General features: G+C 61.5%; 12 protein-coding genes and 1 rRNA gene. 9 read left to right on the top strand and 4 right to left on the bottom strand.

The window, feature by feature from the left end; translation table 11 throughout:
• A 16S ribosomal RNA gene (locus tag AC0V2Y_RS16665) occupies positions 1-113 on the bottom strand; the annotation flags it as partial.
• Between the two features lie 388 nt (positions 114-501).
• Positions 502-1,278 (bottom strand): enoyl-CoA hydratase, encoded by a 777-nt coding sequence (locus tag AC0V2Y_RS16660; RefSeq protein WP_426073152.1) that lies wholly within the window; start codon positions 1,276-1,278, stop codon positions 502-504.
• A gap of 95 nt (positions 1,279-1,373) precedes the next feature.
• On the opposite strand from AC0V2Y_RS16660, the gene AC0V2Y_RS16655 reads away from it, so the two are divergent.
• Entirely contained in the window at positions 1,374-2,657 is a 1,284-nt protein-coding gene (locus AC0V2Y_RS16655) for an MFS transporter (RefSeq protein WP_475414555.1), read from the top strand.
• Positions 2,658-2,794: 137 nt separating this feature from the next.
• Entirely contained in the window at positions 2,795-3,232 is a 438-nt protein-coding gene (locus tag AC0V2Y_RS16650) for a universal stress protein (protein WP_070312619.1), read from the top strand.
• A gap of 40 nt (positions 3,233-3,272) precedes the next feature.
• On the opposite strand, the gene mltA is transcribed toward AC0V2Y_RS16650, so the two are convergent.
• Positions 3,273-4,511: a murein transglycosylase A gene (mltA, locus tag AC0V2Y_RS16645; RefSeq protein ID WP_475414554.1), complete on the bottom strand. Its 1,239-nt coding sequence runs from the start codon at positions 4,509-4,511 to the stop codon at positions 3,273-3,275.
• Positions 4,512-4,560: 49 nt separating this feature from the next.
• Between mltA and AC0V2Y_RS16640 the strand changes: the two genes are divergently transcribed.
• Positions 4,561-4,707, top strand: a complete 147-nt coding sequence (locus tag AC0V2Y_RS16640; protein WP_162995539.1) for a hypothetical protein — start codon at positions 4,561-4,563, stop codon at positions 4,705-4,707.
• A gap of 25 nt (positions 4,708-4,732) precedes the next feature.
• Here the strand turns inward: AC0V2Y_RS16640 and apaG are convergent, their stop codons facing one another.
• Complete coding sequence (apaG, locus tag AC0V2Y_RS16635; protein WP_034753698.1) at positions 4,733-5,107, bottom strand: Co2+/Mg2+ efflux protein ApaG; 375 nt, start codon at positions 5,105-5,107, stop codon at positions 4,733-4,735.
• 167 nt (positions 5,108-5,274) lie between these two features.
• Between apaG and rpe the strand changes: the two genes are divergently transcribed.
• The 6 genes from rpe to trpC all read left to right on the top strand — a co-directional run bounded on the left by rpe (position 5,275) and on the right by trpC (position 10,928).
• Positions 5,275-5,949 carry a ribulose-phosphate 3-epimerase gene (gene rpe, locus AC0V2Y_RS16630; protein ID WP_086145604.1) on the top strand — a complete coding sequence of 225 codons (675 nt, stop codon included), beginning with the start codon at positions 5,275-5,277 and terminating at the stop codon, positions 5,947-5,949.
• Positions 5,949-6,653: a phosphoglycolate phosphatase gene (locus AC0V2Y_RS16625; RefSeq protein WP_475414553.1), complete on the top strand. Its 705-nt coding sequence runs from the start codon at positions 5,949-5,951 to the stop codon at positions 6,651-6,653. The genes rpe and AC0V2Y_RS16625 overlap by 1 nt, the downstream gene beginning before the upstream one ends.
• Before the next feature lie 269 nt (positions 6,654-6,922).
• Positions 6,923-8,419: an anthranilate synthase component I gene (trpE, locus tag AC0V2Y_RS16620; RefSeq protein WP_475414552.1), complete on the top strand. Its 1,497-nt coding sequence runs from the start codon at positions 6,923-6,925 to the stop codon at positions 8,417-8,419.
• 1 nt (position 8,420) lies between these two features.
• A complete protein-coding gene (locus tag AC0V2Y_RS16615) occupies positions 8,421-8,984 on the top strand; it encodes an aminodeoxychorismate/anthranilate synthase component II (RefSeq protein WP_475414551.1) in 564 nt (187 codons plus the stop codon).
• Positions 8,985-9,049: 65 nt separating this feature from the next.
• Positions 9,050-10,093, top strand: a complete 1,044-nt coding sequence (trpD, locus tag AC0V2Y_RS16610) for an anthranilate phosphoribosyltransferase (RefSeq protein ID WP_475414550.1) — start codon at positions 9,050-9,052, stop codon at positions 10,091-10,093.
• A 34-nt stretch (positions 10,094-10,127) separates the two neighbouring features.
• Positions 10,128-10,928 (top strand): indole-3-glycerol phosphate synthase TrpC, encoded by an 801-nt coding sequence (gene trpC / locus AC0V2Y_RS16605; RefSeq protein WP_475414549.1) that lies wholly within the window; start codon positions 10,128-10,130, stop codon positions 10,926-10,928.
• Positions 10,929-10,948: the final 20 nt, after the last annotated feature.

Genomic DNA, 10,948 nt, shown 5'->3' with positions numbered 1-10,948 from the left:
TACTCACCCGTTCGCCACTCGCCACCAGAGCAAGCTCCGTGCTGCCGTTCGACTTGCATGTGTAAGGCATGCCGCCAGCGTTCAATCTGAGCCAGGATCAAACTCTTCAGTTTAATCTCTGTTACTTTGCCATTTTATTGGCACCGTCTTGCGACGGGTCGCTCACTCAAAAAACTGACAGGCTACTTCCGAAGAAGTATCCTATTTCATTATTTCTTGTGAACATTTGATATTTTAAGTTTTACAGCGATCCGAAAATCACTGCTGCACTTACATCAAATGCCCACACTTATCGACTGTTAATTGTTAAAGAACGGTATTCGGTACTACTTATTTGCCACTTTCGCGCCATCGACAAAGCGTTGTGTTTGTCAGCTGCGAAGAAGGAAGAGTATGAAGCGTTTCGGCTAATTCGTCAACCTTCTTTTTTACTACCCAGCCCCGGAAGGCCGTCCCTTTTGTGCCGCAAACTAGTGCGTCTCATCGGGGAGGCGAATCATATCAAAGACCGTCGAAGTTTGGCAAGCGCTTTTCCAGGAAAGCGTGCATGCCTTCTTTTTGTGCAGGCGTGCCGAAGGCGGCCTGGAACAAGCGGCGCTCGTAGGCGACGCCATCGGTCAAGGTGGTTTCAAAAGCGCGGTTGACGCAATCCTTGATCATCATGGCGACCGAGGTCGGCATGGCGGCGATGGTCTTGGCGGCGGCCAGGGTTTCTTCCAGCAATTTATCGGCCGGCACGACGCGCGACACCAGGCCGATGCGTTCCGCCTCGGCGGCATCGATGGTGCGCGCCGTCAACAGCAGATCCATGGCCTTGGCCTTGCCGATGGCGCGCGGCAAACGCTGCGTACCGCCCGCGCCTGGCGTGACGCCGACCTTGATTTCCGGCTGGCCGAATTTGGCGCTGTCGGCAGCGATCAGGAAATCGCACATCATGGCCAGTTCGCAGCCGCCACCGAGTGCATAGCCAGCCACCGCACCCACCACCGGTTTGCGCACGCGCAAGATATGTTCCCAGTTGCGGCTGATGTAGCCCTGGGTAAAGGTATCGGGATACGTGTAATCGGCCATGGCGGCGATATCGGCGCCGGCGGCAAAGGCTTTTTCGCTGCCCGTGAGCACGATACAGCCGATATTGTCATCCGCATCGAACTTGAGCAGGGCGTCGCCCAGCTCATTCATCATATTGTCGTTCAAGGCGTTCAAGGCCTTGGGGCGGTTCAGGCGGATGATCGCCACCTTGTCCTGGATATCGATGATCAGGTCTTCGTATTGCATAGTGTCTCCTCTCGATGAACGGTGCAACGATTGTAGCGGCTAACGGCAGCGGCGCGGCAGCGGCGCTGCTATTATTGTGAGCCTGATCACCTTTCATCGAGCAGCGTATTTTCTCCTCCTTCCTCCAATATTGCGCCAGCCACCTGCGCGGCGACGGCAGCGCCGCCAGCGTCAATTTCCGCCGCCTGTGGTTCAGCAACGGCCTCAACTGCTTCGGCGCGCAGATCACCTCGCTGGCCCTGCCCCTGTGCGCGGTATTGTTACTGCATGCGACGCCGGAACAGATGGGCGTGCTGGTCGCCCTGCAGGCGCTGCCGTTCGCCCTGTTCGGCTTGCCCGTCGGCGTGCTGCTGGACCGGCGCAGCAAGCACCCGATCATGCTGTTCAGCGAAAGCATGTCGGGCCTGGCACTGGCCAGCGTGGCCGTCGCCTGGTGGTGTGGCGTGCTGTCGATGCCATGGTTATATATAGTGGGATTCATCATCGGCACGGGCTTCGTCGTCGGCGGCGGCGCCGAACAGGTGTTTCTGACCTTCCTCGTGGGCCGCGATGGTTTGATCGACGCGCAGTCGAAATTTGCCGCCACGGAATCGGCTTCGCGCCTGATCGGCCCCGGCCTGGCCGGCGTGCTGGTGCAAGTGCTGTCGGCGCCCGTCGCCATCCTGTGCACGGCCTGCGGTTATCTGGTTTCCGTCTTCAATTTGCGCGCCATGAGCGTGCGCGATCCACGCCCTGCTCCCTCCGACAAACACGCCCTGCACGACATCGCCGACGGCTTGCTGTTCGTCTGGCGCGAACCGCTGCTGCGCGCGCTGGCCTGGGGCGCCGGCATCTGGCACTTCCTGTTTTACGCCAGCATGGCCTTGACGGTGCTGTTCGCCACGCGCGACCTGGGCATGAGTCCTGGCGTGCTGGGCATGACGCAGATGCTGGGCGGCGCCGGCGTCTTGCTCAGCGCCTTCATCGTCAAGCCGCTGACGCGCCGCTACGGCGCCGGCCGCACCATCCTGATCGGCCTGGCATCGACCTCGCTCTGCTTTGTCCTGACGCCAACGATTCCCGCCGCGCTGTTCGGCAGCGCGGCCGCCAGCGCCGTTGCCTATGCCATATTGATGTTCTTTTTCGATTGCGGCGTGATGCTGTTCTTTATTCCCTACCTGGGCCTGCGCCAGAAGGTCACGCCCGATCCCATGCTGGGCCGCATGACCTCGACCATGCGCTTCCTGACGGTGGCGACGGCGCCGCTGGGCGCGCTGGCCGCCGGCTGGGTGGCAGAACATTTTGGCGTGCGCAATGGCCTGGCCTGCATCGCGGCAGGCAGCATTGTGTTGACGATCGCCATGGTGTGGGGCACGCCGCTGCGTAGCGTGCGCACCTGAAGCGAGGAACGGGAATACACTGCAGAAAGATTGCCTTGGCGACACTATTCATGCCAAAGCCTGTGAGGTTTGATTTACATCAAGGTTTTAATTGATGTAAATCCATAAGCTGTATTACATCACTTGAGGAGCACGCCATGTTTAACACCATCTTATTTCCCACCGACGGCTCGCCGTTGTCCGACAAAGCTGCCGAGACTGCTCTCGCCTTCGCCCAATTGAACAAGGCCAAGCTGGTCGCCATCAGCGTGGTGCAACCCTTCCCGTTCTCGCCGATGGCCGACGGCGGCATCGTGCTCGACGCCAGCCTGTATGAACAGCAGATGCAGGAAGCCTCGCAACGCGCCATCGACAAGATCGGCGCAGCGGCGCGCGCCGCCGGCGTGCCCTTCGAAGGCGTGGTGGCCGTGTCACCGAGCCCGCATGACGAAATCGTCAATGCGGCGCAAACCTACCATTGCGACATCATCCTGATGGCCTCGCATGGCCGCAAGGGCTTGAACAAACTGTTCGTGGGCAGCGAAACGCAAAAAGTGCTGGCGCATACGCACTTGCCTGTCATGGTCCTGCGCTAACCTTGCACTAGCACAATCCCAGCCCGGCGCCGCGAAAAAATCAGCGGGCCGGCGCCTGCTTCGGCAGCAACACCCACACGGCGCCGCTCTGCTTCATGCGGCCCGCATTCTCGGCCGCTTCCGCGCCAAAGCCAAAGAAATAATCGACCCGGATCGGCCCGCGAATGGCGCCGCCCGTATCCTGCGCCATGACCAGGCGCTGCATGGGAATCTCGCTATTGGCTTGCGTGGTGGACAGGAACACGGGCGCGCCCAGCGGCAGGAAGCGCGAATCGACGGCCACCGAGCGCTGCGGCGTCAGCGGCACGCCCAATGCGCCCTTCGGCCCCACCTTCGGATCGGGCAAACGCTCTTCCTTGAAGAAGACATAGCTGGGATTGGCGTTGAACAATTCATCCTTGCGCGTGGGATGGCCGGCGATCCACGCCTTGATGCCCTGCGCGGACGCCTGGCTCAGGGTCAGCTCGCCCTTGTCGACCAGGTAGCGGCCGATCGACTTGTAGGGATGGCCGTTTTGATCCGCATACGCCACGCGCACGGTTTCCTGCGTATCGGTCAGCTGCACGCGCCCGGAACCCTGCACCTGCAGGAAGAACGCCTCGACTTCATCATCCACCCACAGCAATTCCTTGCCAGTGACGGATGTGGCGCGCTCGATATCGGCGCGGGTCGCGTACGGTATCACCTTCTTGCCGACCAGCTTGCCCCGCAGGCGCATGTTCTTCAGCTCAGGATACACGCCGGCCAGGTCGACCGAGACCAGGTCGTCGGGCACCTTGTACAGCGGTGTCTGGTATGGACCTCCGCGCTTGCGCGCACCGTGCAGCAGCGGCTCGTAGTAGCCGGTGACGAGGCCCGTACTGGCGCCATCGGCCGTGATGACTTGATTCGGCACAAAGAAAGTCTCGAAGAACAGGCGGATGGCCTTGTCGCTGTCGGCATTCACCTGGCGCGCGATCGTGCACGATTCCTTCCAGTCCGGCCGCTTGACCAGCACGCCGCACGAAGCCATGAACGCGGGCCAGGCGGCGCGCATGTCGTCGCGGGCCCAGCCAGGCAAGGCGGCAAATTTGGCGGGCACGAAGGTGGGCGCTACCGCTGCATCGATGGCGTCCTTGGCATCCTTGGCATCGGCGGGCTTGGCCGGAACCGGCCTGACGACGGTCGGCGCGATGGGTGGCGCCTTGCCGCCGGCAGCGGGCGGCGCAGGCGGCGTGGTACAGGCGGAAAGCGCAAGCGCGACGGCGCCGATGGAAACGGGTAGACTACCGCGTGTCAACAGACGGCGGGTAAATACTAAGCTGCGGGTAAATAACATAGGAGTACGTATGTGGATCTTGATGATAGAGGCGCTGGTGGCGTTCTTCTTGCTGGCATTTATAGTCTGGTGGACCATGTATTCGGGTAAAAAACCCGCGCCACCGGCACGCAAGCAGCTCGGCGAAGAACAGGACGGCACCGAGAAACTGAAATAAGGGGGCGCGAGCCCCCGGCGACGCATCAATGCAAGGTGCGCGGCACCGACAGCACGAACTCGGGAATCGGCGCTTCGAACTGATGGCCGTCTTCGGCCACGCAGAAGTATTCGCCATGCATCGAGCCTTGCGGCGTGCCCAGCATGGTGCCGCTCGTGTACTCGAACTGCTCGCCCGGCTGCAGCAACGGCTGGTGGCCGACGGCGCCCAGGCCCCGCACCTCTTCCACCTTGTTGTTCGCATCCGTGATGACCCAGTGGCGCGAAATCAGTTGCGCGCCGGCCGTGCCCGTGTTGACGACGCGGATCGTGTAGCTGAACACGTGCCGCCCCTGGTCCGGTGCCGATTGCTCGGGCAGGTATTGCGTCTTGACCGTTACCGTAAATTCATAAGTCGCCATCGTCATTCCTATTCAGACATTGCCAGTCGTATTGTGTGTCGCGCGCGACGCATTGGCCATCGCGCGATGCGTATTCTGTGTTTCACTGTCCTTCAATGAAGCATGGTACCGGCGTCAAGCGTAAAATAGCGCATCTCCGCATTTTCTACTCTTAGCCTTTAGCCACCATGACAACATTCCGTATCGCTCCCAGCATCCTGTCCGCCGACTTTGCCCGCCTGGGCGAGGAGGTGCGCAACGTCGTTACCGCCGGCGCCGACATCATCCACTTCGACGTGATGGATAACCATTATGTGCCGAACCTGACCATCGGCCCGCTGGTGTGCGAAGCGATCCGCCCGCACGTGCAAGTACCGATCGACGTGCATCTGATGGTCAAGCCTGTCGATCGCATTATCCCGGATTTCGCCAAGGCTGGCGCGAACATCATCACCTTTCACCCGGAAGCGTCGGATCACGTCGACCGTTCCTTGCAGCTGATCCGCGACAACGGCTGCAAATCGGGCCTGGTGTTCAACCCGGGCACGCCGCTGCACTACCTGGAACACGTGATGGACAAGATCGACATCATCCTCATCATGTCGGTCAACCCGGGCTTCGGCGGCCAGTCCTTCATCCCGCAAGCGTTGAAGAAAATCGCCGAAGCGCGCCGCATGATCGACGAATCGGGCCGTGACATCATGCTGGAAGTCGATGGCGGCATCAAGATCGACAACATCGCCGCCGCCGCCGCCGCAGGCGCCGACACCTTCGTCGCCGGCTCGGCCATCTTCGGCAAGCCGGACTACAAGGCCGTCATCGACGCCATGCGCGCGGAATTGGCCAAAGTGGCGGGCGCCTGATGCAAGCGGGCACGGTGAAAGACCACGTACTGGCCGGCGTGCGCGCCGCCATCATCGACCTCGATGGCACGATGCTCGACACCGTGCCCGATTTTCATGTCGCCATCAATGGCATGCGCGCCGAACTGGAGCTGGCACCCATCAGCGCCGAGGCCATCAAGCTAATGGTGGGCAAAGGCTCGGAAAACCTGATCCGCACCGTGCTGGCGCTCGACTTCGATGCGGCCGGCGTGGAACAGCGTTTCGAGCAGGCGATGGAAGGCTATCAGCGCCACTACCTGGCCATCAATGGCCAGTTCAGCACCCTGTATCCGGACGTGGAAGCAGGGCTGGCGGCCATGAAGGCGGCGGGCTTGCGCCTGGCCTGCGTCACCAACAAGCCGATCGCCTTCGCCCTGCCCCTGCTGCGGCAGAAAAAACTCGATGGCTACTTCGAGATCGTCTACGGCGGCGATTCGCTGCCGAAGAAAAAACCGCATCCCATGCCGCTGCTGCAAGTATGTGCGGACTTCGACCTGCCGCCCGCCAGAGTGGTGGCCATCGGCGACTCCTCGAATGACGCGCAAGCGGCCAGGGCTGCGGCTTGCCCCGTATTGACCGTACCGTATGGCTACAATCACGGACACTCTATACACGATACCGATTCCGATGGTATAGTAAAGACACTGCTCGAAGCAGCACGTTTTATTAGCATGCAAAATTAACCGGCATACTGACCAAACCCAACACTATATCGTGAACACGTTTCTCATCAAAAAACACAATGTCACCCAAACCGGCTCGATTGAGGCCTGGCTTTGGCGACGCTGGCAATCCTGGCAGGCCTAAGGGCCGAGCCGTTACGATTGCTGCCGGCTGCACACGCGTCCTTTGCGCCTCTTGCGCAAGTTCCATGTACCGGCAGGTTTTTTGATAACCCACCGCAGGGTTTGTGCACTATGCACACTCGCACCCTGGCGGCATGGAGAAACACATGACCGAACTCGAATTCAAATCGCTGGCCCAGCAAAGCTACAACCGCATCCCCCTGATCGCGGAAGCGTTCGCCGACCTGGAAACCCCGCTCACCCTGTACCTGAAACTGGCACAGGCCCAACACGGTGGCAAGAACACCTTCCTGCTCGAATCCGTCGTCGGCGGCGAACGCTTCGGCCGCTACTCCTTCATCGGCTTGCCCGCCACGACCGTGCTGCGCAGCTACGGCAAACGCACTGAAATCGTCAAGAACGGCACCGTGATCGAGGAACACGAAGGCAATCCGCTCGACTTCATCGAACAGTTCCAGTCGCGCTTCAAGGTCGCCCTGCGCCCCGGCATGCCGCGCTTCTGCGGCGGCCTGGCCGGCTACTTCGGCTACGACACCGTGCGCCACATCGAGAAAAAGCTGGCCGGCGGCGCGCCGAAAGATGACTTGAAGCTGCCCGACATCCAGCTGATGGTGACGGAAGAACTGGCCGTCATCGACAACCTGTCCGGCAAGCTGTACCTGATCGTCTACGCCGACACGACGCAGCCCGAATCGTTTTCGAAAGCACAGCAGCGCCTGAAGGACTTGCGCATGATGCTGCGCCGCGGTGTCGATGCGCCCGTCACCAGCGCTTCCGTGCGCACGGAAACCATCCGCGATTTTTCCAAGGAAGATTACCTGAAGGCGGTCGCCAAGGCGCATGAATACGTGATGGCGGGCGACCTGATGCAGGTGCAGATCGGCCAGCGCATCCGCAAGCCATATGTCGATTCGCCGCTGACCCTGTACCGCTCCTTGCGTTCGCTCAATCCATCGCCGTATATGTACTTCTATAATTTCGGCGACATGCAGATCATCGGCGCCTCGCCCGAGATTTTGGTGCGCAACGAAACGACGGCCGATGGCGGCAAGAAAGTCACCTTGCGTCCGATTGCCGGCACGCGTCCGCGCGGCGCCACGCCCGAGCGCGACGCCGAGCTGTCGGCCGAACTGCTGGCCGATCCGAAAGAGATCGCCGAGCACGTGATGCTGATCGACCTGGCGCGCAACGACATCGGCCGCATCGCGGAAACGGGCAGCGTGCAAGTGACTGACCGCATGGTCATCGAAAAGTATTCGCATGTGCAGCACATCGTCTCGAACGTGGAAGGCACCCTCAAGGAGGGCCTGTCGAACCTGGACGTGCTGCGCGCGACCTTCCCCGCCGGCACCCTGACGGGCGCGCCGAAAGTGCGCGCCATGGAAGTGATCGACGAACTGGAAATCACCAAGCGCGGCATCTATGGCGGCGCCTGCGGCTACCTGTCGTTTGGCGGCGAAATGGATGTGGCGATCGCCATCCGCACGGGCGTGGTCAAGGACGGCATGCTGTACGTGCAGGCCGCGGCCGGTATCGTGGCCGACTCCATTCCTGAAATGGAATGGCAGGAAACCGAAAACAAGGCGCGCGCCGTGCTGCGCGCCGCCGAACAAGTGCAAGATGGCCTGGATGGAGGGTTTTAAGATGCTGCTAATGATCGACAACTACGACTCCTTCACCTACAACATCGTGCAGTATTTCGGCGAATTGGGCGAAGACGTGCGGGTCTACCGCAACGATGAAATCACGATCGCACAGATCGAGGCGCTGAATCCGGACCGCATCTGCATCTCGCCCGGCCCGAAAGCACCGGCACAGGCGGGCATTTCGGTGGAAGTGCTCAAGCACTTCGCCGGCAAGAAGCCGATACTGGGCGTGTGCCTGGGCCACCAGGCCATCGGCGATGCGTTTGGCGGCAAGGTCATCCGCGCCAAGCAAGTCATGCACGGCAAGACTTCCCTCATCGCGCATACGGGCGTGGGCGTTTTCAAAGGCATGCCCAGCCCCTTCACAGTGATCCGCTACCACTCTTTGGCGATCGAACGCGCCTCGCTGCCTTCCTGCCTGGAAGTGACGGCGTGGACGGACGACGGCGAAATCATGGGCGTGCGCCACCGGGAATACGATATCGAGGGGGTGCAGTTCCACCCCGAATCGATCCTCTCGGAACACGGCCACGCCCTGCTGAAGAATTTCCTCGAGCGCTGATCCCATGCGCACGCCCCGACGTGCCATCAGTGTCCTCCTGCGCCATCATTGAAGAAGGAAGCATCATGCCGATCACCCCACAAGAAGCCCTGCTGCGCTGCATCGAACACCGCGAGATCTTTCACGACGAAATGCTGTACCTGTTCCGCCAGATCATGTCCGGCGAAATGTCCCCCACCATGATCGCGGCCCTCACCATGGGTTTACGCGTGAAAAAGGAAACCATCGGCGAAATCGCCGCCGCCGCGCAAGTGATGCGCGAGTTTTCCACCAAGGTGCCCATGGCCGACACCACCAACCTGCTCGACATCGTCGGCACGGGCGGCGACGGCGCGCACACGTTCAATATTTCCACCGCCTCGATGTTCGTGGCGGCGGCGGCGGGCGCGCGCGTAGCCAAGCATGGCGGGCGCAGCGTGTCGTCCTCGTCCGGCAGCGCCGACGTGCTCGATTCCTTGGGCGTCAACATCAACCTGCAGCCCGAGCAGATCGCCCAGTCGATCGCGCAGACGGGCATCGGCTTCATGTACGCGCCGAACCACCATGCGGCCATGAAGCATGCGGCGCCCGTGCGCAAGGAACTCGGCGTGCGCACGATCTTCAATATCCTCGGGCCGCTGACGAATCCGGCCGGCGCGCCGAATATCCTGATGGGCGTGTTCCACGCCGACCTGGTCGGCATCCAGGTGCGCGTGCTGCAGCGCCTGGGCGCGCAGCATGCGATCGTCGTGTATGGCCGCGACAATATGGATGAAGTCTCGCTGGGCGCGGCCACCATGGTGGGCGAATTGATCAACGGCGAAATCCGCGAATATGAAATCCATCCCGAAGACTTCGGCATGTCGATGATCGCCAGCCGCAACCTGAAGGTGGCCGATTCCATCGAATCGAAGGCGAAGATGATGGAAGCGCTGCGCGGCGAGCCTGGTGCCGCCGCCGACATCGTCGCCCTGAATGCGGGCACGGCGCTGTACGCGGCCGGCGTGGCCAGCTCGATCGAAGACGGCCTGGCGCGCGCGCGCGCCGCCGTCAGCTCGGGCGCCGCGCTGGCGAAACTCGATCAATTCGTGCAGGTGACGCAGCAACTGGGCACCCCGGCGCAAGCGTAAGCCCTCCGCCCTCCTTTATAGAATAGCGACCATCATGTCCGACATACTCGATAAAATCCTGGCCGTGAAAGCCGATGAAGTGGCCAAGGCCAAAGCCCGCCGCAGCCTGGCCAGCCTGCGCGGCGACGTGGAAAGCGACGGCGCCCTGCGCGCCGGCCTGCGCGGCTTTGAAGCAAGCCTGCGCCAGCACATCGCCGACGGCAAGCCCGGCATCATCGCCGAAGTCAAAAAGGCGTCACCGTCGAAAGGCGTGATCCGCGCCGACTTCCGTCCGGCAGACATCGCCGCCAGCTATGCGGCGCATGGCGCGGCCTGCCTGTCCGTGCTGACGGACGAACAGTTCTTCCAGGGATCTGTGGATTATCTGCAGCAGGCGCGCGCCGCCTGCGCCATTCCCGTGCTGCGCAAGGATTTCATGGTCGACATGTACCAGATCTATGAAGCGCGCGCCATGGGCGCCGACTGCATCCTGCTGATCGTCGCGGCGCTCGACCATGGCCTGATGGCGGAGATGGAAGCGTGCGCCCACGAACTGGGCATGGGTGTGCTGATCGAAAGCCACGACGGCGACGAACTGACGGCGGCATTGAAACTCAAGAGCGCACTGATCGGCATCAACAACCGCAACCTGCGCACGTTCGAGACGTCGCTGGAAACGACACTCGGCCTGCTGCCGCGCATCCCGCAGGACAAATTGATCATCACGGAATCGGGCATCCACAGCACGGCCGACGTGCAGCGCATGCGCGATGCGCACATCCACAGCTTCCTCGTGGGCGAAGCGTTCATGCGCGCACCCGACCCCGGCGTGGAACTGGAACGCCTGTTCAGTTAAACCATGGTAGGCTGGCAGTC

It is taken from the genome of Janthinobacterium sp. BHSEK (assembly GCF_056174685.1).
Note: the sequence above shows the minus strand (reverse complement) of the source record. Positions and strands in the feature narration are given on the sequence as shown.

What these genes read in the sequence shown, in the direction of transcription:
- AC0V2Y_RS16660 (WP_426073152.1), bottom strand. Translation starts at nt 1,278, where the DNA reads ATGCAATACGAAGACCTGATCATCGATATCCAGGACAAGGTGGCGATC.
- trpC (WP_475414549.1), top strand. Translation starts at nt 10,128, where the DNA reads ATGTCCGACATACTCGATAAAATCCTGGCCGTGAAAGCCGATGAAGTG.
- AC0V2Y_RS16640 (WP_162995539.1), top strand. Translation starts at nt 4,561, where the DNA reads ATGTGGATCTTGATGATAGAGGCGCTGGTGGCGTTCTTCTTGCTGGCA.
- AC0V2Y_RS16625 (WP_475414553.1), top strand. Translation starts at nt 5,949, where the DNA reads ATGCAAGCGGGCACGGTGAAAGACCACGTACTGGCCGGCGTGCGCGCC.
- trpD (WP_475414550.1), top strand. Translation starts at nt 9,050, where the DNA reads ATGCCGATCACCCCACAAGAAGCCCTGCTGCGCTGCATCGAACACCGC.
- AC0V2Y_RS16650 (WP_070312619.1), top strand. Translation starts at nt 2,795, where the DNA reads ATGTTTAACACCATCTTATTTCCCACCGACGGCTCGCCGTTGTCCGAC.
- rpe (WP_086145604.1), top strand. Translation starts at nt 5,275, where the DNA reads ATGACAACATTCCGTATCGCTCCCAGCATCCTGTCCGCCGACTTTGCC.
- apaG (WP_034753698.1), bottom strand. Translation starts at nt 5,107, where the DNA reads ATGGCGACTTATGAATTTACGGTAACGGTCAAGACGCAATACCTGCCC.
- AC0V2Y_RS16615 (WP_475414551.1), top strand. Translation starts at nt 8,421, where the DNA reads ATGCTGCTAATGATCGACAACTACGACTCCTTCACCTACAACATCGTG.
- trpE (WP_475414552.1), top strand. Translation starts at nt 6,923, where the DNA reads ATGACCGAACTCGAATTCAAATCGCTGGCCCAGCAAAGCTACAACCGC.